The sequence below is a fragment of the Candidatus Vallotia laricis genome (assembly GCF_020541325.1).
GTDB classification, from domain to species: Bacteria; Pseudomonadota; Gammaproteobacteria; order Burkholderiales; family Burkholderiaceae; genus Mycetohabitans; species Mycetohabitans laricis.
The window spans coordinates 671,822-698,357 of record NZ_CP047399.1; the positions used below are offsets into that span (position 1 = coordinate 671,822).

Genomic DNA, 26,536 nt, shown 5'->3' on the forward strand with positions numbered 1-26,536 from the left:
GATGATTATTTATTTCTAATAGTCTTTTAAAGTTTAGCTCAATTCGCATAGTGGTATTAATAATATACCCCTAAAACCCCTAAAGCATCTCTAGTGCGTCTGAATGTTAGATAATTAATGTCTAAATAAACGTTAGATCAACTTAAAAAGTTACTTTTGAAACACAACGAATTTATACATTCGTAATGTGTAAGCACAATATCTAACACACTAAATGCCAATAACAGAATATAATCTAATGGGCACAGGAATTCTTGATCAAAGTATAAAACCCTCCGAGGTTAGACTCCTATAGAACAAGGTCAGTAATCTAAGAAATACCCAGAAATCAGAAAGAAAATAATTTTCAATTGTAATCATAAAAACAGCCTAGAGTTAAATTTATATGATTTTTTATAAAAATCGGTACTAAATTAGTATGTCTCACTTATGCATGAGAACACTAATAGTTCGATTAATATGCGATGATATGGGAAGTACTTATGGGTTTTTTATCTGGAAAGCGCATTTTAATTACTGGTTTACTATCAAACCGATCGATTGCGTACGGTATCGCAAAAGCCGCTCACCGAGAAGGTGCGAGACTTGCCTTTACCTATGTTGATGAACGTTTTAAAAAACGTATAACTGAGTTCGCTGCCCGCTTTAGTAGCGATTTAGTTTTTCCCTGCAATGTGGCTCATGACTCGCAAATCGATACACTATTCATATCGCTAAAGCGGTATTGGGAAAACCTAGATGGACTTGTGCATTCTATCGGCTTCGCGCCGCGAGAAGCGATCTCTGGTAATTTCCTCGACGGCCTATCGCGAGAAGGATTCCGAATCGCTCACGATATTTCTACCTACAGTTTCTCGGCTATGGTTAAGGCTGCCGCCCCAATGTTAGAAAACACCGCGTCTTTACTAACTTTGACATATCTAGGCGCCGATCGAGTAATACCCCACTATAATATAATGGGACTTGCTAAAGCTTCATTAGAAGCCAGTATACGCTACCTCGCGGCTTCGATCGGGCCGAGAGGTATACGTGTCAACGGTATTTCAGCAGGTCCGATTAAAACGCTAGCGGCCGGTGGTATTAAAGACTTTAGCAAAATTTTACAATTTGTCGAGCGAAACTCACTGCTGCGCCGGAATGTAACTATCGAGGAAGTTGGAAACGTAGCTGCATTCTTACTCTCAGAGCTGTCCTCAGGGATTACTGCTGAGATTATTTATGTTGACAGCGGCTTTAACGCAGTAGCTTGTGGATTGCCTAGCTTAGTCGAATAATTATAGTTATACGAATCACGTCTATACATTTTTTAAGTACTTAAAAAAGTCATCAAACTATCTCCTTTATGTTTTATCTTATAAGAGCCTTGTAGGGGGGGGCTAGTTATTAGTACTGGTGCTTTGTGTTAACACTGCCCAGAATACTAGAGGCACCCTAAATTGCTAATTACTACGCTTATTAAACAGACCTATCTTGCAATTAAAGGACGGGTGTATTTTCGCAGAAGGCGCATATACCTACACAGCCCGTCTTGCTATATTGGTTTGATAGATAGGCTGCCCTCGCCAGAGGCGGCGAATATAGTTTTTCGGAAAACTTTCGAGAAATATACAGATATTTAGCACTAGCTTCAATCTAACGCATTACTCTAAAACCTAGATTACTCACGCCCGATAACTCTTCCTGTATTCTATACCTGACCAAATTTAAACTTTTTGCTGAAGCTCTAGACTATACCCAGACATAGAAAATGAGCCACCATGCGCTATCAGCAACAGATAATGCTGCGATAAAACATAATAGTGCTCCTGCGCTTCGTAAAACACTAGAACCGATGCGACGCATATGTTTCATAACGATTTTTATCGCGAGATATAGGCTTGCTATATTAGCCATTACTAGCAATGCAAGCCCTAAGTTTTGAACCCAGCTAACTAATAATAGCAGATGCTCACCGCGCAACAGCGATATAGTGGTAGCCGATAAGCCTAGAAACACGCTAATACCGGCTATTGGAATTAATGCCTGCGTAAAATGATGTAGCCGTAATGTACTCCACCGGCCGAGTATAAAATTACCACATGCAATACATCCGAGCAGTGTTGTACCATAGAAAAAGCCAGTCGTAACTATGTAACTAATTACTAAACTTCCATCTAGCCACGAGAATACATCATTCTGTTCGGGGTAGTGCGTAAAAATAAACCATGATGCATTAGTTTCTAGTGGCCATAAGATACGGTGATCGATTAGCCATGTAGCTAGAAATTGCTTAATTAAGATAAATAACGGGCTAACGCTCCAATGAAACGCACCGTTCGCAATACCAAGCATCCCATATAGAATTAACACGGTATCCCAACGGCTTGCTCCTTGCTCACCTAGCTCAACAACTTCTTGTGCTGGTGAGCGCCATTGCAGTGAGATCGCATCTCGATAGCCGCTGCAACGACCGCACATATGACAGGCTGACGCTCCTTTCATGCTTCTCAATGGCACTAGGGGTGCGCAATTCACTGGAATTGCTCGACGGTCATGCTGATTTTGCATGTATGAAAAACGCCATGCATACCCATCCACCCGATAATGGAGCGGAGCAAATCGCGCTAGCAGTGCGAATACGCCATTAACTGGACAGAGGTACCTACACCATACTCGTTTTCTCCGACCGTATAGTAAACCAATGATAACAGCAGCAATCGTTGACCCACCAAGCACTAGCAGCGCAGCCTTCGGATACTGATACACACTAATCATTTGCCCATAGATGGTCGTGAGTACGAATGCAATAAATGGCCATCCTCTCCAGCGTATCCAACGCGGAATTGACCCCCCCAAACCATAATTACTAGCAAACTCAGATAATGTACCTTCTGGACATAGCACACCGCACCATACACGCCCAAGTATCACCATCGATAGCAAAACAAACGGCCACCAGATTCCCCACAATACAAATTGCGCAAATACTGTGAGATTGGACCAGATATGCGCGGTATCTCCCGGCAGTGACATGAACGGCGGAATTAAAATTAAAATCGCATAAGCAAACAAAACAATCCACTGCACACTTCGGATTATCACATAATGGCGCTGCATCCAGTGTCCAGCCCTTGTTAACCGGCTAGTGTGTAGAGCGGGCAGTAGATTCATATGTAGCCACCTGGGTACATGAGAATTGTCGGTTCTGGGTCCGACGTAGCAGCACCCAGACTACTAACCAGAACAATGCATATGCGAGTAGGTTGGCTAGTGCTAGATGTGCTCGATATCCAGTTAACGTCGCTACTACTGAGCCGACTATACCTGAGTCATCTAAAATATAAGATGTATCCCAAATCATATCGATCCCGGTAGGAATGACCCCTTTATCAATTAACTTATCGATGCTAGCCTCGAATAAACCGACGCTAAGGAATAAGAGTATGATTTCTGTTGCACGAAAAAATGTACGCCACGCAAATATCCGACCACCAAGTTGTACCAGATAAAACGTAAGAAACGCAAGAGCTATACCAACTAATACCCCTAGCCATTGTATCAAGTCAATATGGCCCGACCGGCCGAAGCCCAGGCCATATAAAAAAATTACAGTTTCACTACCTTCTCGAGCACACGCAAGTGCTGCAAGCAGTGAGATGCCAAACCAATTTGAATTACGCTTTTTTTCAGCTAAAGACATTTCTATGTCGTACTTAAACGTACGACCATGCCGCCGCATCCATAGCACCATCTGTACGATGAGTGCGCACGCAAGTAGCATGATCGCCGCCTGAAAATAATCCTGCGCATCACTAGATAGTACTTCGGTGAGGCCGACTAGCATAGCACCCAAGCTAATTGCCGCTAGTAATCCTGCACCAACACCAAGCCATAACCAGAGTAATCCCTGACGTGCGGAAGCATCGCCGTTATTTAACCAGGCATGCAGAATGCCTATTACGAGTAGTGCTTCGATGCTTTCTCGCCATACAACAAACAGAATTTGACCCATTACTTCTTCCTTCGCAATAGCTAATAGCCCATCACTCTGAAACTATTACGCCTTGCCCGCTTTGATGGAAATCATCGAAGAATTTATATTCACCTGGCGATAGTGGCGCTATTACGATAAATGACTCAGCGCCTGGCGCCAGCACTTTTTCCTTGCGCAGTTGCATGCTTTCAAACTCAACAGCACCTTGTCCAGTATTGTATAACTCTAGTTTAATACGCTGATCGGCCGGTACCTTAATACGCGTCGGATTAAGCTTGCCGTCAGCTATCTCTAACCGAAATGTAGGTAAGTCTGCAGCGTATCCAAGGCTGCCAAATATAATGCTCCAGGATAGCAAACACACTATACCCCGAAATTTAATAGCGTATTTCATTAATTAGTAACCACCTTTTTTACCAATTCCAGCGAATGGAAAGTCATAATGTAATTCGAACGGCTTAAACCAAGGACCAACACCGGTTTCTTTATCAATATGGCGACCAAAAGCTGTGCGTCCAGTCTGCTCGGGTGGCGCGACAAACATATTCAAGTGGTATTTTCCAGGCCCAGAAAGCTTCACATTATCACCGTAGTGCGGACCATCGCTTGCTACCATCGCCATTAGATTACCCTTTTGTATGTAGTTTGTGCCTGGTTTTGTTAACTCGTAGTCTACTCGAAGGTATGGCATCCAATCACCCTCAGCAAACCCAGTTAGGTTATTTTTGGTTACATGGATATCTGCCTCCAGGTGAATGTCTGAGTTAGACGCTTTGCGCATCATGCCCGCTGGGTCCATTGTAATCGGTTGCAGATATACTGCACCGATTTCCATGCCGCCCTGGATCTGTGGCTTACCTAGCGGATACTCGGCAGCCATTACCCTGGGAGTATTTATTGATAAAGCAAATGATGCTACCGCCGCAATAGCACGGATCAGACGAAAATAGGTCATTGATATTTTTCCCGATAGTATATAAAGATAGAAATAAGAACAATTCTCACTCAAAACTAGTCTAGCATTGATCTGCAATGTTATCCAATGTTGGCATGTGTAACACACTAGCTCGATGACCCGACTTTAGACCGAGGGATTTATTATTATGACAAATTTGCGATTCTGTAATTATTATAATTGCTTTAGTATTTTCGCGGCTTTTCGAACTTAATATTCTTCGCATACTCTAGAATCTTAACGTTTTTTAATTTTTTTCTCGATTTTCTTATCTGACATTTTTTGATTTTCTCTTACCCCTCCCTGCTGCACGCGAAATGCCTCTTGTACATTACCTACCACATACATATTATTAATTTCGTCTTTAATTTGATTGACGACAATATGTGGTGTAGTTTCATAAAGTGGATTACTAATCGTTTACTAAAATCAATTATTTATTTTTTATAGAAGAGACTCTTCGTTAGAAGTTTATACATAAGATATTATATCTCGTGCTTATTAAGATCTTCAAATCTTGATCTCATCTTATTGTTTTTTGTTTTACTTATTGTAATGCAGTTAATAGAAATCTCAATTGGTTCCTTTATGGCGGTTATTCATCGAAAAGGAACTAATTGAGCATATCAGCATAAAAAGTAGTATAGCAAAATCCTTAATAAGGATATGGATTTTTAAATAAATAGCGAATGCTACTGTACTAATTACAGCTCTATTTTTAATTAGAATGTTTCTAAATCTATATTTAATAAATTAGCGACATGGGTAGTATATAAAAATCGTCGAAAAGAGTAAGATAACAAATTGGGTCCAACTGAGATGCTAAGCTCAGTTAGCTGGACCTGCCTAAGTTACTATTAACGATGCAGCACCCTATGCAGCGCAGTAGTGACGCATACTGTTTGTTGTAAATCTCTGCTTACAAAGCAGATTAATAATATGATTTGTAAATAACATTTTATATTAGCAATACTGGAATTAGTTTCCACAGTGCCTAACCAGGGGTTAACTACGCGAATACTCACCCTAATTAGTATCTTAATAAAATTGATATATGACAGTATTAAAGATAAAACTGATTCTAATATCGCTATATCTAGCGTAACTGCAGGTTTATGATATCTGATTTACCTGCGCCTTTAACTTTTTACTAGCATAGAAAGTTACCACGCGCCGCGCAGAGATTGGAATAACTTTTCCAGTCTTCGGATTACGTCCCGGACGTTGCGGTTTGTTGCGTAACTTAAAGCTTCCAAAGCCAGATATCTTAATGCTTTTACCGTCTTCAAGCGAATTTCGAATTATTTCAAAAAATGCTTCGATTATGTCTTTTGCTTCACGTTTACTGAGACCGACCTGGTCGTATAGCAACTCGGCTATCTCGGCCTTTGTCAACGTTGGCATTGCTGATGCCGTTAGAGTGCCGTAAGCAGAATGGTATAACTTATAGCACTGCGTTGCGCAGCAAGCAGTGCTTCAAATTTATTCGGGTTCATTAGATACTTATTGTATAAAAATAGTTTTTAGTTTTTTGATCGAATAGAATTTAATTCAGCTGCGCAACCTTGCACCAAAAACTTGCGCTAAACGTTCTACTAGGGTTTTCATGGCAAGTTGAATTACCTTATTCTGAAGAGACCTATCAGAATCTTGTAAGGTTACTCGGAATGCAAGACTTTTTTCGTTAGCCAATAGCCCGTCTAAAACGCTACCGGCATCGGTTTTCTTCGCGTCGCATGTATGGAATTCATCAAATAGAACCATTTTTTGAGCGAACTGAAGCGCATTATTATCAAGCCTAGCCCGATCAAATTCATCAAGTATTGATTGAACTTCGATATTCTTCTGCACAACCACCGCAATATCACGATATACTGGTGGGAGTTTAGAGATATTAGTCACGCTTGGAAAAGCATGCGTTGCCACCCTATCAGCTTCGATCTCAAATAGTACTGGCGCATGCGAAAAATCATATTTTCGTAGCAAATACGGGTGCAGTTCACCGATCCAACCGATGATATGACCATCGATTTCTATCTGAGCACTGCGCCCAGGGTGCAGTGCTGGATGTGAGGCTTTTATGAAGCGGGGTAGAGTTGGTGTGCATAGTGCCTGCACGTCACCTTTTACATCAAAGAAATCAACATGTCGCTCCGCTACTCCCCATTGTTCGTCAACGACTGAGCCATAAGCAAGCGCACCAATCATCTTTGGTTGGGTCAAGCCTTCTACGGTTAATATATTTGCTTTTACTGTCGGATCTGCGCGAAACACTCGCCCAGCCTCAAATACGCGAATACGCTTTACACGCCTATTTATGTTGTACCGTAGCACATTAACCAAGCTTCCAAATAATGTGGAGCGCATTACTGACAGCTGGCTTGCAATTGGATTAAGAATTGAGATTGGGTGCTCATTACCGGCAAAATCCCGCTCTGATTCTGCATCAACAAAGCTAAAATTGACTGTTTCTACATAGTCACGTGTCGCTAGCATGCGACGTAACGCATGGATTGAACGCTGTCTCTCTTTCGTAACTCGTATTTTACTCGTTACTACCGGCAGGCGTAGGGGGATCTTTTCGAATCCCCAGATACGGGCAATTTCTTCGATCAAATCTTCCTCAATCTCGAGGTCAAAACGGTAAGTTGGAGGTGTTACAATAAACACCATATTATCTACTGTGCGTTTAAACGATAGATGTAAACGTGTGAAGATACTATTAATCTCGTTCGAATTAATTGGCACGCCAATAATTCGGCTTGCCTGTGAGACGCGCATCGAGATCGGTCTATACTCTGGTAGATTAATTATCTGATCTTCCACCGGGCCCACGTTTCCACCGCATATTATCGTTATTAAGTATGTCAAGTACTCAATATGCTCAACAGTAGTTGCGTAATCTACACCTCGCTCGAAGCGATACGCAGAATCAGTCAAGAGATTATATTGACGAGCTCGTCCACGGATGCTATCCGGCCACCAAAATGCTGTTTCTAAATAGATATGCTTGGTGTTAAGTGTTACCGCTGTATTATCACCCCCCATGATACCAGCTAGGCTTTCAACACGCCCCAGATCATTTGCGATTACGCCGACCGATTCATTCAGATAAACTGTATTACCATTAAGCAGTTTTAGCGTTTCTCCACGCTCTCCCCAACGCACACGCAAACCACCATTAATTTTATCTAGATCAAATATATGTGATGGACGACCGAGCTCAATCATCACATAGTTTGAAATGTCAACTAGCGCTGAAATGCTATGTTGTCCTGCTCGCTCTAATCGCCGAACCATCCATGTTGGCGTGCTGGCCAAAGGATTAACATTCTGAATTACTCGGCCAGAAAATCGTCCGCAAAGATAAGGCGCGTCGATACACACTGGTAAGTGTGCATTGCAGGTAACCGGAATAAGGTTGTGAGAAATCGTAGTTAGTGGTGCACGAGTAAGCATAGCTATTTCGCGTGCGATGCCGAATACTGATAAGCAATCAGCTCTATTTGGTGTCAGCTTAATCTTGAAAATTATATCATCAAGTTGCAATACATCGCGGATATCGCGTCCTATCAGAGCATCGCTTGGTAGCACTAATAATTCGCTATAATTATCCGACAACTTTAGTTCGCCAGCTGAACATAGCATACCCTGGCTTTCGAGGTCGCGTACTTTCAATAGTTCAATCTTGAACGAAGCGCCGCCCACTTCTTCTTTGGGTGGCAATGTTGCGCCGACTAACGCTGTCGGCACTCTAATACCAGGCACCACATTTGGCGCACCACACACGATTGTTAAAGCTTGTCCACTGCCAACGTCAACTTTGCACACCTTCAACTTATCTGCATTCGGATGCTTAGCAACATTTAGCACTTTTCCTACGACAATTTTCGATGTCGGTGGTGCCACTGGCACTAATGACTCAACTTCAAGACCCGCCATCGTCAACACATGCGATAGCTCATCAGTAGATAATTTCGGATTAACAAAGCTTCTTAACCAGGATTCTGCAAATTGCATGGAGTGAAAAATTGAATTAGACAAACTGACGCAAAAAACGTAGATCACTCTCGAAAAACGTACGCAAGTCGTCCACACCATAGCGAAGCATTGTTAATCGCTCAAGACCACTTCCAAAGGCAAAGCCAATATAGCGCTGATGATCAAGGTTCATATTGCGTAACACGTGTGGATGTACCTGTCCAGAGCCAGAAATTTCGAGCCAACGACCTGCGTTTCTGCCACACTCAAATCTCATATCGATTTCGGCGGATGGTTCGGTAAACGGGAAGTATGATGGACGAAAACGCACAAGGATATCCTTGCGCTCGAAAAACTTTCTTAAGAAATCTGTATAGACACCTTTTAAGTCTGCAAAACTAATATTCTTGTCAATCCACAGCCCCTCTACCTGGTTAAACATTGGAGAGTGCGTTGCATTGCTGTCAACACGGTAGGTACGCCCCGGGAAAATACTTTTTATTGGTGGCTTTGTCATTTTCGCATACCGGATTTGCATTGGACTTGTATGGGTACGCAATAATAATGCCCTACCATTTTCGTCTTTCTTATTCAGGTAGAAGGTATCCTGCATCGATCGTGCTGGATGGTTTTCTGGGCTGTTAAGCGCGGTAAAGTTGTACCAATCGGTTTCGATTTCGGGGCCATCGACTATATCAAATCCAATTGAATTAAAAATCTGCTCGATGCGCTCCCAAGTTTGCATTACTGGGTGTAAGCTGCCTACGCTCGAACATCGCCCGGGCAGTGTTACATCGACTTCTTCAGACGTGAGTCGCTGATTCATCAAAGCATCAGCAATCGCTTTCCGACGCCTATTTAGTGCCGCCTCCACTTGAAGTTTAGCGATATTAATACAAACACCTTTGCTTTTTCGTACTTGCGGATCTAGCTGCTTACCTAAGCTTTTTAGCAGTTCCGTTAACGCACCAGTTTTTCCAAGGAAACGCGCCTTTTCATTTTCGAGCGTTACGGTATCCGCGGCATTATCAAAGGCGCGCTGCGCATCGGCGACAATACGCTTAAGATCAAGAGATCCCATAATTTCAACGTTTGTCTGTAATGAAAGAGTTTTCGCTAAGCAAACATAGGGGCTTGAGCAGGAGCTCCATGTGTAAGTCTTTAAGTTAGCTGGCACAGCGAGTCGCGAAATATACTAATGGTACTAATAACCTATTATTATAATTAGCTGGCAACAGCAATCTTTACCTGACTTACAATCGCAGAAAAAGCTGCTTTATCAAATATTGCCATGTCGGCAAGAACCTTACGATCAAGTTCACTAGATACTTTTTTCAATCCGCTCATGAACATACTATAGGTGATACCGTGTTGACGTACTGCTGCATTAATACGTGCGATCCATAAGCGCCGGAAAAGGCGCTTCCTGTTGCGACGATCGCGGTATGCATACTGACCAGCACGCATAACCGCCTGCTTCGCAATCCGAAATACACTATTGCGACGGCCACGATAACCCTTTGCGAGATTAATGATCTTTTTATGACGGGCGCGTGCGGTAACTCCACGTTTAACGCGTGGCATATTTCTCTCCTATGAATTTGATTTAGAGTTACGCAAACGGCATCATTGCACGAACGGAATTGATATCTGACGTATGAACATCTGTACTGCCACGCAGGTGGCGTTTATTCTTTGTCGTCTTTTTCGTCAAGATGTGACGCTTAAAAGCTTGACCGCGCTTAACAGTACCACCCGGACGCACGACAAAGCGCTTAGACGCACTTTTTTTGGTTTTCATCTTAGGCATTGCTACCACTCCAGTTTTTGGACACGGGGGCTGAAGACTTTACTCTTATGAGCTCCAGGAACTACTTGTGGTCGGCGCGTTTTTGCGTTTAAGAGGCGCTCTTTTACAAGACAGAGCATTACTTTTGGATGTAGTCTTCCCTATTGAAATCGGCACTATGCCGCGCGCATAGTTTACATCTATTATTTCTTCTTTTTAGGGGCTAGAACCATAACCATCTGACGACCCTCCATCTTTGGCATTTGTTCTACCTGACCATAGTCATCTAGATCCTGGCGAAGACGGCTTAACATGCGCGCACCAATTTCCTGGTGGGCCATTTCTCGTCCGCGAAAACGCAACGTAACTTTTGTCTTATCACCTTCCTCAAGAAATCTTGTCAAGTTGCGCAACTTGACGTTGTAATCTCCATCATTAGTGCCCGGTCGGAACTTTACTTCTTTTACCTGGATCACTTTTTGTTTAAGCTTTGCTTCATGCTGCTTCTTGGATTCTTGGTATTTAAATTTGCCATAGTCCATTAAGCGGCATACGGGTGGATTCGCCTGCGGAGCAATCTCGACAAGATCGACATCTTGCTGCTCCGATAAATGGAACGCCTCAACCAGCTTTACGATACCAATGGGTTCTCCATCAAGACCCACTAAACGCACTTCTGGTGCATTAATCTCACCGTTGATACGGTGTAACGATTTATCAGTAGCGATGTTCAGTTTCCTATAAAAATCAAAAAACTACCGCGATGTACTGCATATATCTTACTAAGATACCTGCAACTCATTGCGCAGGCGATCGAGAAAGTCTTCGAATAGCATCACACCTAAGTCGATGCCGCCACGGGCGCGCACGGCTAACGTTTGCTTATCGCGCTCTTTGTCACCAACAATTACTAAATATGGGACTTTTTTTAGCGCGTATTCTCGTATTTTATAGCTAATCTTTTCGTTACGCAAATCGGCGGACGCCCTAAACCCTTGTTTTTTCAACAATTGGGTAACAATATTTGCGTAGACAACTGAACTTTCTGCAATATTGAGCACAATAACTTGCATTGGAGCTAGCCATAATGGCATCGCACCAGCATAGTGCTCAATTAAAATGCCAAGAAAGCGCTCCATCGAACCTAAAATCGCTCGGTGCAATATTACTGGGCAGCATCGACTATTGCTTTCTGATACATATTCCGCTCCAAGGCGCTTTGGTAGTACAAAGTCTAGCTGAAGAGTTCCGCACTGCCACGATCTTCCCAGGGCATCCTTAATATGGTATTCAACCTTTGGACCATAGAAGGCTCCTTCGCCATTAAGTTCTTGCCACTGTAGACCGCAGGCAGATAGGGCCGCACGCAAGCCCTGCTCTGCGCGATCCCATGTATCATCTGTGCCTGCGCGTTTTTCTGGTCGCAGTGCTAGTTTGATGTTGATCTGCCGGAAGCCGAAATCTTTGTATACACTCATCGCTAATGAATTAAACGCGACAGACTCTGATATCACTTGGTCTTCTGTACAAAAGATATGTGCGTCATCCTGCGCAAATCCACGCACCCTCATCAAACCATGAAGAGCACCTGAAGCTTCGTTTCGATGACATGAACTAAACTCAGCAAAACGTAGCGGAAGATCGCGGTATGAATGAAGATCATAATTAAACATCTGCACGTGCCCAGGACAGTTCATCGGTTTAATCGCATAATCTCGTTTCTCCGATTCTGTCGTAAACATATTCTCGCGATAGTTCTGCCAGTGTCCGGATCGCTCCCATAGTGATCTTTCCATAATCATTGGCGTTTTTACCTCAAGGTAGCCTACCGCACTAAGCCGGCGTCTGAGGTATTGCTCTACTTGCTGCCATAATATCCATCCATTTGGGTGCCAAAACACAAGTCCGGGAGCTTCTTCCCGTAGGTGAAATAAGTCTAGCTGCTTACCAAGTTTTCGATGATCACGCTTCTCAGCTTCTTCGAGCATACGGAGGTGCGCGATCTGATCTTCCTCACTCGCCCACGCCGTCCCGTAGATTCGCTGCAGTTGCTCACCACTTGCATTACCGCGCCAATATGCACCAGCTAGCTTCGTAAGCTTAAAGTATTTAAGCTTACCCATAGATGGCACATGAGGTCCGCGGCATAGGTCTGTAAAACTACCATGCGAATACAGCTTAATTTGCTCGCATTGAGGAATTGCCTCTATAATTTCAGTCTTGTAGCGCTCGCCTATACATTTAAAGTAGTTGACTGCTTCATCACGGGATACAGCACGCTGCAATACCTGTTCGTCTTTCTTTGCAAGCTCACGCATACGCCGTTCGATATTTTGTAGGTCTTGAAGCGTGAAGGCACGATGATAAGCAAAATCGTAATAGAACCCGTTCTCTATGACTGGACCGATCGCCACCTTGGCTTGTGGAAACAACTCTTTAACCCCATACGCAAGCAAGTGTGCTGTCGAGTGGCGAATAATCTCAAGCCCCTCCGGATCTTTATCTGTGATAATTGAAACACTAGCATCATGCCGAATCAAAGTTGACATATCTACGAGAGTGCCATTGACCTTGCCGCCAAGCGCGCTTTGTATAATATCTGGACCGATCGATACCGCTACTTCTGCTATCGTTACCGGATGATTATATTGCTGAGTAGAACCATCGGGCAGTCGTACCGAAATCATTGTGTTTTCCTGGTTCCGTGCCATGTATGGTTAGGTCGGAGTAAGATAACCACTGAAAAAATTCGGCCCTTAATAAGGGCCGTATCTAGGTTCAATATAAAACAAGGGATTGAAAAAACGCTCACTGTCGTTATATCAAAAAATTTTTAAGTATCATAGCTATTTTACTTATAAGCTGCTTTTTGCACGTATTTTTTGCGCAGCATTAAATTTGCATTTATTGGTAGGCTTGATTGGACTCGAACCAACGACCCCCACCATGTCAAGGTGGTGCTCTAACCAACTGAGCTACAAGCCCCAAATAAATCCAATTTTAAGGAAGGTTTTATTTTCTGCCAAGTGTTTTATGAAAAAGAGAAATTTATATTTTTCTCAATTAAACTAATAAAATTTGCACTTTGATACATTACGTTTTCAGTCCGATTAACCGGGAAATCTCACTGGAATAGCAAAATCCCCAAGGACACGCTTGCAAAGGTAACTTAGTATATTTCACCGTACGAACGTACGACCCCAGGTATCTCAAGATGACCTAGTCATATCTGCTAGTATGGCTTTCATACTAAGTTAATCACCCCCCCTGTCAACTTAATAGCGATAATAAAGCATGCTTTATAAGTCGATATTTATTTATTAAGTAAGCTGTATGCTGATAACCCTAAGCAGAAGCACCTGAATAGGGTGGTGTGCAGATTTTCATTACGTGGAAATAGTAAGGTATTTGGATAATAAGTTTTTCACTATCTGACTTTAGTATATACCTAACATGATGTGTTTTCCGGCTCGCAAGCAAACTCTCTAATTATGTAATACATTTTAACATTCTTGCACTGTAAAAATTTAGCCGTATATGATAAATAAAATCTTTTATGCGTACATCGCTAAGCAATAGCGCTTATAAAAATGTTATATGTGCATCAACACAATACAACACACCTCAGCTATATCAACAACAAAATTAATCAGCATCTTAATTGAAAGCCTATAAAATTCTGGCGCGCTCACACTAGATAAGTAAATTTTAATTAACTTAAGCTTTTCTATTAATTTTAATAATAAATTAAGATTAACTTTTTATTCTTTCATACCATATACTATATTGATTAATATAAATTGTATTAATATTACACATGTAATAATTAAATTTATATTAATATGTTCTGGTCTTATATTTCAAAGCGTAACAGTATACTATATAGTAGTTAGTATCTCTCGATTCGTTAGAAGTGCACATCTATTTAAGTTATCGACGCTGTCTGATAGACTACATAATGGAATGCAGATTAGCAATCCCTCTAAAACATAATGATTTAGAATAGCGCTACTCTAAATGACTTCTACTGATGAGTGTAATAAGATGATCGGACACTGGAATGCAAATTTGGCGAGATAGTTTGTCATTAACGATGCGTAAGCTACTATTTAGCGTATAGTCAATTTGCTTAAATTTAGTTGCACATTTTTAGTGCAATGTTAACTTAAATAAGCACTCAAATATCTAGCGCAAGCACGATGCCCCGCTAATATTAGCTGGATCATAGCAGTATAGCTGTGGTGTGATATATGCATATTTTCGATGATCTATCTTGCGTGCTATGCGCGCATATAGCACAACATACTATTATGAACTGTTACATTTAGGAATGTTTATATTTTGCTCTTTAGTGGAATTTATGTAGGACTTCTACGCCCTTCTATAATTTTCTTACTGAAGCTACCAGTATTACCTAATTATTATAATGCAGTTGCTGGTCGCCTAGAAAATGTTTGTTATATATTAAACTAGTAGTCGTTATGAGTTATGCGGTAGCTCAGAGCACTGAGTAGTGCTCATTAATATAATCAGCATCAAATATGCTAATTATTAGTATTAGTGTAAAATAAACTTATCATCATCATGATCTATATCATGCATAATTGCTAGTCTAGACTGATAAAGAGCTATCGGATATGGGCCATATTTAACAATATAGATAGAGTTTTAGAGCTGTATATATAAGTACGTTTGTAGCATGTCAGGTTTAATACTGACCTGTGTTGTATTAGTGCTAATATCTAGCTTATATCCGAAAAATCCGGTTTGGTTACTACTCCTAACAAATAGTATTCGTTAATCGGCTTTGCCTGGCAGGCTTGTAAAATACTTAAGATGTATATTGCAAATAAGTTTGCAATACTTCAGTTCATTAAAAGAAGCGATTTCCTGTTTGTATATGCTCTAAATGAATTAGGAAGATTACAGGTCCTGGACAGAGAGACGGTGCGCTCTAAGTAGAGCGAAATTATTATTTGCGCTATGCGCCACAGTGTGTAGATTAAGCATACACAAGTATTTACTATAAAAATCTAATGCTTAGATTTCGTCTGGAATTTATCTATATAAGCTAGCATACTTTAGCTAACTAGTAAGTTATTAAGGATTCGAAGAAAAATATTACAAAAGAGGCAGCTAGGTGCCTAGACTATAGGTACCAGATACATGTAGGGGTGTGTGGCAACAAGTCACTTATTTAATAGATAGTGATTTCCCTCTTCGATATGTAAATTCTGCGGAAATAAATGCTGTATTTAGCGGGTTGCTTATAGTATCCAACTAGAGATGCACTAGCGGTTTACTGAGCTAGCTTTCGCGTTTTTTTCGAATATCGATGATACTCTCCTCTATTTTCTGGGATATACGACTTACAAGACTACTTTTTATCTGAAAATCACTGACATGAGCAATCCGCATAGGTGATTAGACTGTACCGGTAACTGGTATCGCCTAGCTCTTGAATTTATTTGCTTTATTTTAGCAAGTAACGCAAGACATATCAAAATAAAAAAATTTCTATAATTTATTATCTCGAGTTGTATCTCAAGTTGTTCTATTAAGATTATTCCACGGGTAATAGAACATAATTAAATCTTTCTCACAGGAAGGAACCAATGACTCCGCAAAGCTGGATCGATCAGTATGGACCACGTGAATCCATAGACTATGATGTAGTAGTAGTAGGGGGCGGTCCAGCGGGGCTATCTGCTGCAATCCGGCTCAAGCAACGAGCGATAGAAAAAGGGGTAACGCTAGCAGTCTGCATATTAGAAAAGGGATCAGAGATCGGCGCACATATTTTATCAGGAGCAGTGATAGATCCACGCGCACTAAACGAGCTAATTCCTCAATGGCGTACGCTGAGTGCACCACTAACAGTGCCAGTAGTAGAGGAGCATTTTTTATTTATGAGCCGTACGGGAGCGATAAAGATACCTAACTGGGCGCTGCCAGAGAATCTGAAGAATCACGGAAATTACGTAGCGAGCTTAGGCAACGTGACTCGTTGGCTAAGCCAGAGAGCCGAAGCGCTAGGGGTGGAGATTTTCCCGGGATTTGCGGCGGCTGAAATTCTATATGGTAAGTGTGGCACAGTGCGGGGAGTAGCCACCAGCAACCTAGGAGTTGGTCGAGATGGTCATCCCACGGGACACTTCAAGCTAGGTATAGCACTGTATGCAAAATACACGCTTTTCTGCGAGGGAACGCATGGGCACTTAGGACGACAGCTGCAGGAGCGCTTTGAGCTACGAAATGGAATAGATCCGCAAGTATATAGTATTGGCCTTAAAGAGCTTTGGGAAATAGATTCATCCCGGCATAAGCCGGGACTTGTCATCCATACAGCTGGCTGGCCACTGAATACAAAAACCTATGGTGGATCGTTTCTTTACCACCTGGACAACCATCAAGTAGCAATAGGATTTGTGGTAGGATTAGGCTATAAGAATCCGTACCTGTCACCGTTTGAGGAATTCCAGCGCTACAAAACACATCCAGCTATCCGAGAGTTTTTGGAGGGTGGCAAGCGAATAGCGTACGGTGCACGTGCAATAACTGCAGGCGGACTGATGTCACTGCCTAAACTCACGTTTGCGGGTGGAGCACTAGTAGGAGACGAAGCGGGATTTTTGAATGCTGCGCGCATCAAGGGTAGTCATGCTGCGATCAAGACTGGGATGTTAGCTGCCGATGCTGCGTTTGAGGCTGTGCAAGCAGGGCGGTCCAATGATGAGCTACTCGCGTACCCGCAAGCGTTTAGGCGCTCGTGGTTGTATAGGGAACTATATAAGGCGCGTAACTTTAAACAGTGGATGAGCAGGGGCCTATATATAGGCTTGTTAATGGTATTTATCGAACAAAAGCTACTAGGTGGGTGCATACCATGGACATTACATCATCAGAAAGCAGATCACGAGCAGCTAAAACCAGCAGCGCAGTACCAACCGATTGTATATCCTAGACCTGATGGAATGATTACGTTTGACCGGCTCTCATCAGTGCTTCTTTCGAACACGAATCATAATAAAAACCAGCCTGCTCATTTAATATTAAGGGATATAAGCACACCAGTTCGAATTAATCTACGCAAGTATGCGGGTCTAGAAAGCCTTTACTGTCCGGCAGCTGTGTATGAGTTCGTGCGCAATGAAATCGGCGAGGCGAAGCTAGTGATAAACGCACAGAACTGTGTACATTGCAAGACCTGCGATATTAAGGATCCGACGCAAAACATTATATGGGTCACGCCCGAGAATGGCGGACCAAACTACTCGAATATGTGATAAATCTAAGCTACTTAGAATTAAGTATTCTAGGGAAGGTTATTTTCCAGATTAATTGCTCACTGCATACTTATAGTTATGCCCTCGCATATTACATGAAAGCGCTACGTTAAAATTATTGACGATCTGCTTCCAGATTTTTAGACTACTGCGTAAAGGTAGGATGCACTACTTCCTAGATTTGAAGTGCCGAACTGTTTATTCTTTGCGGGGGGGGCATTAAGTGATTAGAAGAGCTATAAACTCGATTAAAGAAACGCTAGCAACTAAATTAAGATACATAGCATAGACAGTAGTTTAGTATAAACATCGCATAAATGCATCCTAACAACAAATTTTCTGCTGAAGAATCTCAGGGATTTTAGTATTAATAAGCTCACATTTATTATGTGTATTTAATACTAAAAATTAATGCGTATAGTGCTTAAGTAGCATAATCTTCCCCTCATTCATGCCCACCTTCCGGTATATGATTAAATTAATAACGCCTCTACTAAATTATTTTTATATTCACAGAATATAAAAATAATTTTACTAACTCAGTATGCTAATCTCATGGGAAGGTTGATACATACCTTTTAAACTTTACGGGCGCGCTTAGTAATTGAAAAAAAGTATTTGTGGAGTACTTACTATGGAATCAGGGCATAACTTAATAAGCATACCACGCGTGGTTTTGTGCATGGATATGACATCAAGTCACACATGCTATCTTAATAAGATCTTAAGCTAAGCTAGCTTACATTACTGTAATAAAGTTAATTTTTTCTTGAAAAGAATTATACCCTATAGAATTAGAACAATAATATCGTCTATAAATTTAAATTTTATTAATCCCTCTTATACATCGTAATAGCAGATTAAATGTTACATGATGTATTTATTTTATGTTTAGCTATTCTTAATTTTAATTCAGACAAGCACTTTCCTAAAAAAGGTGTATGTACGAGTTTATGGCTTTATTATAATTGGTTCGATAGAACGTACTTTATTTAAGCTGTAGTATTTACTTGCCTTGTTGTCTACCATGCTGCACCTAGCATAGTGCTGGATAGCACTTATACTCGGGCATAAGTGCGCGTAACTCAGTAGCTTTTTCGAGAAAAACTGATTGGAAATATAGCTTAACTAAGTAATCAAATAAAGAATATTTATGCCAGACGTACATCAAGTGAGTGCGATGAATCCGCTGATACTGATTATGCATAGCAGCTCCCACTTGATGGGATGTATGCACAGCGTTCGGCTAATAATGTAGCTAGAGATATATCTAGGCCATGATGATCAAGCGCAGTAAGTAAAGTCAGGCTATTAATATGCGCAGTATCGAGATTCAGCTGGTAAATAAATTCATCTTTATCAATAACAAATAATTGATAAAGATGACGTAGGCTCACATGCCACAGATTTACTACAAGTACATAGTGATCTGGTTTTTTCTGAGACCGTATCCGCGCGATCCAGTCAATTGCCTCAAGTTTATCTAGTAAACGAGCAGCCGTTTTCAACCCGCAGCGCTGTAAGCTCGCGAGTTCATATAGCGTATAGCGAGCGCGGCTCATATTACGAGCCTCATTAAGCCAGGCAATTAATTCTAGCGCATCAAGTAAATCGCTCCCAGCGTAGTCAACGCGATGGAAATGCCCGAGTCGAATCTCAGGCAACGCAGACGTCAACATCGCGCCAAATAGCGTTATTAGCCAGCTTAGATAGACCCACAGCAAAAAAATTGGGATTGTTGCAAATGCGCCATACACAGCTGTATAGGTCGGAATATGTAAGATATAAAATCCAAAACCTCGCTTAGCAAGCTCAAATGCAATCGCTGCACATAATCCACCGATAAGTGCGTCACACCACGCTACCCGGCAGTTAGGCAAATAAACATATGATAATGTAAAAGCTAGTACTGACAACGGTAATACTGCACCAATTAGAGCCCATTCAACAAATGTTGGCATTGCGCGTGACGCAACGCCCGATGCTACACCGGCTACATTAGCAACTGTACTAGCAAACATCGAATGCGTAAGTAAATAAGATGATACCGATAAACTTGCACCGATTAATAGTGGCCCTAGCGTAATAATTGCCCAATACACTAGAATGCGCTGTGCAAGTGGACGGGACTTACGTACACGCCAGATTGTATTAAACGACGATTCAACGATCATCATCGTCATAACTGACGTAACCATAAGAGTAATCGTGCCGATCGTTGTCAGCCCTTTCGCTTTTTCTGCAAACTGATTTAAGTATTTAAAAATTTGGCTATTAATCTGCGCTGGCATTAAATGGTCAGCAAGAAAACCTTGCAAAGACTGTTGGAATGATGCAAAGAGTGGAAAAACAGTAAACAACGCAAAAGCTACGGTTGCTAGTGGTACTAGAGATAATACGGTCGTGAATGTAAGACTACCCGCTACTTGCGGGATACGATCTTCAGCACTGCGTTGCGCAATAAAGTGCGCGAGCCGCTTCAGAGCATCTAAATCGATATTAAACTTCGTCAAAGTCTATCTTCCTTACTTGCTGTTTATCTAGACAGCTTTAACGATATTATCGTATTAACAACTAATATAAACATATTAGCCTATACTTTATTGGATTAACTTAAGTCATATAGATTTAAAGCCGGAAGCGACAGAGGTTTAAATAAGTTTACTATTTAGTAGCCTTACTTATAGCGCATTTTAGTTTTTCTATGGCCTAACATACGGGCTAGCCTGCCTATCTTGTATAGGCTATTTGGAGTATGCAACCTGCATGCAACCTTATGAGATACTTACTTCCAGTATCCATCCAATTTTCAGGAGATTTAAAACACGACGCCCGCTTCATTATTTAAAGCGGGCGTCGTGTTTTAAAAAGAAGAGCCTGACAATTACCTACTTTCACACGGGCAATCCGCACTATCATCGGCGTGGAGTCGTTTCACGGTCCTGTTCGGGATGGGTAGGGGTGGGGCCAACTTACTATAGTCATCAGGCAAAAAACTGTTGTTACGCTATAGCGCGTAACTAGTCTGGGGTAAAAGCAGTTAGTAGATAATAGCACAACATCAAAACGGACCAGTTATAGGATCAAGCCTTACGGGCAATTAGTATCGGTTAGCTTAACGCATTACTGCGCTTACACATCCGACCTATCAACGTCCTAGTCTTGAACGACCCTTCAAGGGGATCAAGTCCCCGGGGAAGTCTCATCTTGAGGCAAGTTTCCCGCTTAGATGCTTTCAGCGGTTATCTCTCCCGAACATAGCTACCCGGCGATGCCACGGGCGTGACAACCGGTACACCAGAGGTTCGTCCACTCCGGTCCTCTCGTACTAGGAGCAGCCCCTCTCAAACTTCCAACGCCCACGGCAGATAGGGACCAAACTGTCTCACGACGTTTTAAACCCAGCTCACGTACCTCTTTAAATGGCGAACAGCCATACCCTTGGGACCGGCTACAGCCCCAGGATGAGATGAGCCGACATCGAGGTGCCAAACACCGCCGTCGATATGAACTCTTGGGCGGTATTAGCCTGTTATCCCCAGAGTACCTTTTATCCGTTGAGCGATGGCCCTTCCATACAGAACCACCGGATCACTATGACCTGCTTTCGCACCTGCTTGACTTGTCGGTCTCGCAGTTAAGCACGCTTATGCCATTGCACTATCAGCACGATTTCCGACCGTACTTAGCGTACCTTCGTACTCCTCCGTTACACTTTGGGAGGAGACCGCCCCAGTCAAACTGCCTACCATGCACGGTTCCCGAACCCGCTTCAGGGTCCTAGGTTAGAACCTCAAACAAACCAGGGTGGTATTTCAAGGACAGCTCCATGCGAACTAGCGTTCACACTTCAAAGCCTCCCACCTATCCTACACAGATTTGTTCAAAGTCCAATGCAAAGCTACAGTAAAGGTTCATGGGGTCTTTCCGTCTAGCCGCGGGTAGATTGCATCATCACAAACACTTCAACTTCGCTGAGTCTCGGGAGGAGACAGTGTGGCCATCGTTACGCCATTCGTGCAGGTCGGAACTTACCCGACAAGGAATTTCGCTACCTTAGGACCGTTATAGTTACGGCCGCCGTTTACCGGGACTTCAATCAAGAGCTCGCACCCCATCATTTAATCTTCCGGCACCGGGCAGGCGTCACACCCTATACGTCCACTTTCGTGTTTGCAGAGTGCTGTGTTTTTATTAAACAGTCGCAGCCACCAGTTTATTGCAACCCTTTGACCCTGCTGGCGCTAGCCAGTTAGGCTAATAGGGCGTACCTTATCCCGAAGTTACGGTACCAATTTGCCGAGTTCCTTCTCCCGAGTTCTCTCAAGCGCCTTAGAATACTCATCCCGCCCACCTGTGTCGGTTTGCGGTACGGTCTTGTTAGACTGAAGCTTAGAGGCTTTTCTTGGGACCACTTCTAATTGCTTTGCAGCTTAAAACTGCTCGCCCCACACCCTTGAATTATGTACCCGGATTTGCCAGAGCACCTTCTTTAATGTAGGGACCGGGACTTCCGACACCCGGACAACCTTCCGCGATCCGTCCCCCCATCGCATCTAACAATGGTGCAGGAATATTAACCTGCTTTCCATCAGCTACGCATTTCTGCCTCGCCTTAGGGACCGACTCACCCTACGCCGATGAACGTTGCGTAGGAAACCTTGGGCTTACGGCGAGGAGGCTTTTCACCTCCTTTATCGCTACTCATGTCAGCATTCGCACTTCCGATACCTCCAGCACACTTTTCAGTGTACCTTCGCAGGCTTACGGAACGCTCTCCTACCATACGCACTTACGCACGTATTCGCAGCTTCGGTAATTAGCTTAGCCCCGTTACATCTTCCGCGCAGGACGACTCGATCAGTGAGCTATTACGCTTTCTTTAAAGGATGGCTGCTTCTAAGCCAACCTCCTGACTGTTTTTGCCTTCCCACTTCGTTTCCCACTTAGCTAATTTTAGGGACCTTAGCTGGCGATCTGGGTTGTTTCCCTTTTGACGTCGGACGTTAGCACCCGGCGTCTGTCTCCCGTGATTACACTCTTCGGTATTCGGAGTTTGCTATGACGAAGTAATCCGCAATGGACCCCTCAACCATGACAGTGCTCTACCCCCAAAGGTGATACACGAGGCACTACCTAAATAGTTTTCGGAGAGAACCAGCTATTTCCAAGTTTGTTTGGCCTTTCACCCCTATCCACAGCTCATCCCCTAACTTTTCAACGTTAGTGGGTTCGGTCCTTCAGTGCGTGTTACCGCACCTTCAACCTGGCCATGGATAGATCACTTGGTTTCGGGTCTACGCCCAACAACTTATTGCCCTATTCGGACTCGCTTTCGCTACGCCTCCCCTATCGGTTAAGCTTGCTATTGAACGTAAGTCGCTGACCCATTATACAAAAGGTACGCCGTCACCCTTTACAAGGCTCCGACTGTTTGTATGCATGTGGTTTCAGGATCTATTTCACTCCCCTCTCGGGGTTCTTTTCACCTTTCCCTCACGGTACTAGTTCACTATCGGTCGATCACGAGTATTTAGCCTTGGAGGATGGTCCCCCCATCTTCAGACAAGATTTCACGTGTCCCGTCTTACTTATCGTACCCTTAGTTCCACACTTTAGTTTTTACTTACAAGGCTATCACTTACTGCGGCCGCTTTTTCCAAAGCGTTCAGTTAACTAGAGAGTTACATGGTACAGGCTGATCCCATTTCGCTCGCCACTACTCTGGGAATCTCGGTTGATTTTTTTTCCTACGGCTACTTAGATGTTTCAGTTCGCCGCGTTCGCTTCACATGATCTATAGATTCAATCACGGATGACCTATGTAGGTCGGGTTACCCCATTCAGACATCTGCGGATTATAGCTTGTTTACCAGCTCCCCGCAGCTTTTCGCAGGCTACTACGTCTTTCTTCGCTTGTGATCGCCAAGGCATCCACCACATGCACTTACTTGCTTGATCCTATAACAAGTCCGTTTTGCAACGAGCAAGTTATGGGTGAGCTTTGTGCTGTGCCATACTTTTTGAGTATTTTGAGTTACTCAAGAAAATAAATTCTCTACCCATCTATTTTTGCATCCATCTCAAGATGCTCTAATAGATATACTGCTTTTTCCAGATTTTTAAAGAACGTTACAGCTAACAAAAAATTCTTGATACACAGATTTAATTACTAATACTCAAACTTGAATACTTGCAATTAAACAGTGGTGGAGGCAGACGGAATCGAACCGACGACCCCCTGCGTGCAAAGCAGGTGCTCTCCCAGCTGAGCTATGCCCCCAAGCTTCTTGGGTTTGATATTTATTTGCTAGACACGCATGGTGGGTCCGGTTGGATTTGAACCAACGACCCCCGCCTTATCAAGACGGTGCTCTAACCGACTGAGCTACAGACCCTTTGTCTGTCCCCCGTGACTTTACAGCCGATAAGTGTGGGTACTTGCAGATAGACATTTTCTCTAGAAAGGAGGTGATCCAGCCGCACCTTCCGATACGGCTACCTTGTTACGACTTCACCCCAGTCATGAATCCTACCGTGGTAACCGTCTTCCTTGCGGTTAGACTAGCCACTTCTGGTAAAACCCACTCCCATGGTGTGACGGGCGGTGTGTACAAGACCCGGGAACGTATTCACCGCGACATGCTGATCCGCGATTACTAGCGATTCCAGCTTCATGCAGTCGAGTTGCAGACTACAATCCGGACTACGATCGGTTTTCTGGGATTAGCTCCCCCTCGCGGGTTGGCAACCCTCTGTTCCGACCATTGTATGACGTGTGAAGCCCTACCCATAAGGGCCATGAGGACTTGACGTCATCCCCACCTTCCTCCGGCTTGTCACCGGCAGTTTCCTTAGAGTGCTCTTGCGTAGCAACTAGGGACAAGGGTTGCGCTCGTTGCGGGACTTAACCCAACATCTCACGACACGAGCTGACGACAGCCATGCAGCACCTGTGCGCCGATTCTCTTTCAAGCACCTCTACTTCTCAGTAGAGTTTCGACCATGTCAAGGGTAGGTAAGGTTTTTCGCGTTGCATCGAATTAATCCACATCATCCACCGCTTGTGCGGGTCCCCGTCAATTCCTTTGAGTTTTAATCTTGCGACCGTACTCCCCAGGCGGTCAACTTCACGCGTTAGCTACGTTACTAAGGAAATAAATCCCCAACAACTAGTTGACATTGTTTAGGGCGTGGACTACCAGGGTATCTAATCCTGTTTGCTCCCCACGCTTTCGTGCATGAGCGTCAGTATTGACCCAGGAGGCTGCCTTCGCCATTGGTATTCCTCCACATCTCTACGCATTTCACTGCTACACGTGGAATTCTACCTCCCTCTGCCATACTCTAGACTGCCAGTCACCTATGCAGTTCCCGGGTTAAGCCCGGGGATTTCACATTGGTCTTAGCAAACCACCTGCGCACGCTTTACGCCCAGTAATTCCGATTAACGCTCGCACCCTACGTATTACCGCGGCTGCTGGCACGTAGTTAGCCGGTGCTTATTCTTCCGGTACCGTCATCCAATTTAGGTATTAACTAAATTGCTTTCTTTCCGGACAAAAGTGCTTTACAACCCGAGGGCCTTCTTCACACACGCGGCATTGCTGGATCAGGGTTTCCCCCATTGTCCAAAATTCCCCACTGCTGCCTCCCGTAGGAGTCTGGGCCGTGTCTCAGTCCCAGTGTGGCTGACCGTCCTCTCAGACCAGCTACAGATCGTCGCCTTGGTAAGCCTTTACCCTACCAACTAGCTAATCTGCCATCGGCCGCTCTTTGAGCGCGAGGCCCGAAGGTCCCCCGCTTTTCTCTTGAGAGTGTATGCGGTATTAATTCGGCTTTCGCCGGGCTATCCCCCACTCTAAGACACGTTCCGATGTATTACTCACCCGTTCGCCACTCGCCGCCAGGCCGAAGCCCGCGTTGCCGTTCGACTTGCATGTGTAAGGCATGCCGCCAGCGTTTAATCTGAGCCAGGATCAAACTCTTTAGTTTAAACCTGTTACTTATTTAAGCTTTTTAAGCTTTGTCGCTCAACCCAAAACATTGACAAGTTTTTTAAAACTTGTTTTTTATTTTGCATGAGACTTGATGATTTTCTTTGATTTTCTACACCCAGTGTAGAACATAGGGTGTAGCTAGTCTAGCCATCAAGTACCCACACTTATCGGCTGTTACTTTTTTAAAGAACGTTGTACTGAGCTTACTTTAGCTCAGTTATTTGAGCTAAAGTACTCTCGACACTTTGCCATAGTATTAGCAAAGAACTAACATTCTCAATGTAATGCTGCGAAACGTCAAGAGCTTTCTTAAAAACTTTCTTAAAAATCTTATTAGGCTCTTTGGGGCATAATTATTTATTATCTTCCTGTATAACGCTATTTATATCACAAATTTAGTGACTTACTATCTTTAATTAATCCCAAAATTAGAGTCGATACTCTCTTTTTCTGAGTCTTCGGAAACATTTGAAGTTAGAGCATTGAGATGCAATCTTGCTTCTTGCTTCGAGATTATTAGTTTAGATAAGAACAATTTATGCGATATGAACC

The 26,536-nt window shown here is 43.1% G+C and carries 13 protein-coding genes, 3 tRNA genes, 3 rRNA genes and 1 pseudogene; 2 read left to right on the forward strand and 18 right to left on the reverse strand.

Going from position 1 to position 26,536, the window contains the following annotated elements:
* Positions 1 to 482: 482 nt before the first annotated feature.
* Positions 483 to 1,274 (forward strand): enoyl-ACP reductase FabI, encoded by a 792-nt coding sequence (gene fabI, locus GKR41_RS02595; RefSeq protein WP_226809640.1) that lies wholly within the window; start codon positions 483 to 485, stop codon positions 1,272 to 1,274.
* 454 nt (positions 1,275 to 1,728) lie between these two features.
* Here fabI and GKR41_RS02600 read toward each other — a convergent pair whose 3' ends face one another.
* From GKR41_RS02600 to GKR41_RS02655, 12 genes and pseudogenes are all read right to left on the reverse strand, one after another.
* Positions 1,729 to 3,150, reverse strand: a complete 1,422-nt coding sequence (locus GKR41_RS02600) for a 4Fe-4S binding protein (RefSeq protein ID WP_226809641.1) — start codon at positions 3,148 to 3,150, stop codon at positions 1,729 to 1,731.
* A complete protein-coding gene (locus tag GKR41_RS02605; protein ID WP_226809642.1) occupies positions 3,122 to 3,991 on the reverse strand; it encodes an FTR1 family iron permease in 870 nt (289 codons plus the stop codon). Before GKR41_RS02605 ends, GKR41_RS02600 begins: the two co-directional genes overlap by 29 nt.
* Positions 3,992 to 4,022: 31 nt before the next feature.
* Positions 4,023 to 4,367, reverse strand: coding sequence for a cupredoxin domain-containing protein (locus GKR41_RS02610; RefSeq protein WP_420885646.1), 345 nt, complete (start codon positions 4,365 to 4,367; stop codon positions 4,023 to 4,025).
* Between the two features lie 3 nt (positions 4,368 to 4,370).
* Entirely contained in the window at positions 4,371 to 4,928 is a 558-nt protein-coding gene (locus GKR41_RS02615; protein WP_226809644.1) for an iron transporter, read from the reverse strand.
* A gap of 1,113 nt (positions 4,929 to 6,041) precedes the next feature.
* Positions 6,042 to 6,424: pseudogene (locus tag GKR41_RS02620) on the reverse strand (integration host factor subunit alpha).
* Between the two features lie 55 nt (positions 6,425 to 6,479).
* Positions 6,480 to 8,948 (reverse strand): phenylalanine--tRNA ligase subunit beta, encoded by a 2,469-nt coding sequence (gene pheT / locus GKR41_RS02625; RefSeq protein ID WP_226809645.1) that lies wholly within the window; start codon positions 8,946 to 8,948, stop codon positions 6,480 to 6,482.
* Between the two features lie 16 nt (positions 8,949 to 8,964).
* Positions 8,965 to 9,990 carry a phenylalanine--tRNA ligase subunit alpha gene (gene pheS / locus GKR41_RS02630; protein ID WP_226809646.1) on the reverse strand — a complete coding sequence of 342 codons (1,026 nt, stop codon included), beginning with the start codon at positions 9,988 to 9,990 and terminating at the stop codon, positions 8,965 to 8,967.
* A gap of 143 nt (positions 9,991 to 10,133) precedes the next feature.
* Positions 10,134 to 10,493, reverse strand: a complete 360-nt coding sequence (gene rplT / locus GKR41_RS02635; protein WP_226809647.1) for a 50S ribosomal protein L20 — start codon at positions 10,491 to 10,493, stop codon at positions 10,134 to 10,136.
* Between the two features lie 28 nt (positions 10,494 to 10,521).
* Complete coding sequence (gene rpmI, locus GKR41_RS02640) at positions 10,522 to 10,719, reverse strand: 50S ribosomal protein L35 (protein ID WP_226809648.1); 198 nt, start codon at positions 10,717 to 10,719, stop codon at positions 10,522 to 10,524.
* A gap of 182 nt (positions 10,720 to 10,901) precedes the next feature.
* Entirely contained in the window at positions 10,902 to 11,426 is a 525-nt protein-coding gene (gene infC / locus GKR41_RS02645) for a translation initiation factor IF-3 (protein WP_420885672.1), read from the reverse strand.
* A gap of 54 nt (positions 11,427 to 11,480) precedes the next feature.
* Positions 11,481 to 13,385: a threonine--tRNA ligase gene (gene thrS, locus GKR41_RS02650; RefSeq protein ID WP_226809649.1), complete on the reverse strand. Its 1,905-nt coding sequence runs from the start codon at positions 13,383 to 13,385 to the stop codon at positions 11,481 to 11,483.
* 221 nt (positions 13,386 to 13,606) lie between these two features.
* Positions 13,607 to 13,683: transfer RNA gene (locus GKR41_RS02655), tRNA-Val, on the reverse strand.
* 2,630 nt (positions 13,684 to 16,313) lie between these two features.
* Between GKR41_RS02655 and GKR41_RS02660 the strand changes: the two genes are divergently transcribed.
* On the forward strand, positions 16,314 to 17,984 hold the full coding sequence (locus GKR41_RS02660; protein ID WP_226809650.1) for an electron transfer flavoprotein-ubiquinone oxidoreductase: 1,671 nt from the start codon (positions 16,314 to 16,316) through the stop codon (positions 17,982 to 17,984).
* A 1,199-nt stretch (positions 17,985 to 19,183) separates the two neighbouring features.
* Here the strand turns inward: GKR41_RS02660 and GKR41_RS02665 are convergent.
* The 6 genes from GKR41_RS02665 to GKR41_RS02690 all read right to left on the reverse strand — a co-directional run bounded on the left by GKR41_RS02665 (position 19,184) and on the right by GKR41_RS02690 (position 25,979).
* Entirely contained in the window at positions 19,184 to 20,497 is a 1,314-nt protein-coding gene (locus GKR41_RS02665; RefSeq protein ID WP_226809651.1) for a YihY family inner membrane protein, read from the reverse strand.
* A gap of 362 nt (positions 20,498 to 20,859) precedes the next feature.
* Positions 20,860 to 20,973: ribosomal RNA gene (gene rrf, locus GKR41_RS02670) — 5S ribosomal RNA — on the reverse strand.
* A gap of 90 nt (positions 20,974 to 21,063) precedes the next feature.
* Positions 21,064 to 23,945 (reverse strand): 23S ribosomal RNA (locus GKR41_RS02675).
* Between the two features lie 246 nt (positions 23,946 to 24,191).
* Positions 24,192 to 24,267 (reverse strand) — tRNA-Ala (locus GKR41_RS02680).
* Between the two features lie 38 nt (positions 24,268 to 24,305).
* Positions 24,306 to 24,382, reverse strand: a tRNA-Ile gene (locus tag GKR41_RS02685).
* Positions 24,383 to 24,448: 66 nt separating this feature from the next.
* Positions 24,449 to 25,979: ribosomal RNA gene (locus GKR41_RS02690) — 16S ribosomal RNA — on the reverse strand.
* The 16S, 23S and 5S rRNA genes sit together here with 2 tRNA genes alongside, the layout of an rRNA operon.
* Between the last annotated feature and the right edge of the window lie 557 nt (positions 25,980 to 26,536).

Coding starts and splice junctions, on each gene's coding strand:
- fabI (WP_226809640.1), top strand. CDS start 483: ATGGGTTTTTTATCTGGAAAGCGCATTTTAATTACTGGTTTACTATCA.
- GKR41_RS02600 (WP_226809641.1), bottom strand. CDS start 3,150: ATGAATCTACTGCCCGCTCTACACACTAGCCGGTTAACAAGGGCTGGA.
- GKR41_RS02605 (WP_226809642.1), bottom strand. CDS start 3,991: ATGGGTCAAATTCTGTTTGTTGTATGGCGAGAAAGCATCGAAGCACTA.
- GKR41_RS02610 (WP_420885646.1), bottom strand. CDS start 4,367: ATGAAATACGCTATTAAATTTCGGGGTATAGTGTGTTTGCTATCCTGG.
- GKR41_RS02615 (WP_226809644.1), bottom strand. CDS start 4,928: ATGACCTATTTTCGTCTGATCCGTGCTATTGCGGCGGTAGCATCATTT.
- pheT (WP_226809645.1), bottom strand. CDS start 8,948: ATGCAATTTGCAGAATCCTGGTTAAGAAGCTTTGTTAATCCGAAATTA.
- pheS (WP_226809646.1), bottom strand. CDS start 9,990: ATGGGATCTCTTGATCTTAAGCGTATTGTCGCCGATGCGCAGCGCGCC.
- rplT (WP_226809647.1), bottom strand. CDS start 10,493: ATGCCACGCGTTAAACGTGGAGTTACCGCACGCGCCCGTCATAAAAAG.
- rpmI (WP_226809648.1), bottom strand. CDS start 10,719: ATGCCTAAGATGAAAACCAAAAAAAGTGCGTCTAAGCGCTTTGTCGTG.
- thrS (WP_226809649.1), bottom strand. CDS start 13,385: ATGATTTCGGTACGACTGCCCGATGGTTCTACTCAGCAATATAATCAT.
- GKR41_RS02660 (WP_226809650.1), top strand. CDS start 16,314: ATGACTCCGCAAAGCTGGATCGATCAGTATGGACCACGTGAATCCATA.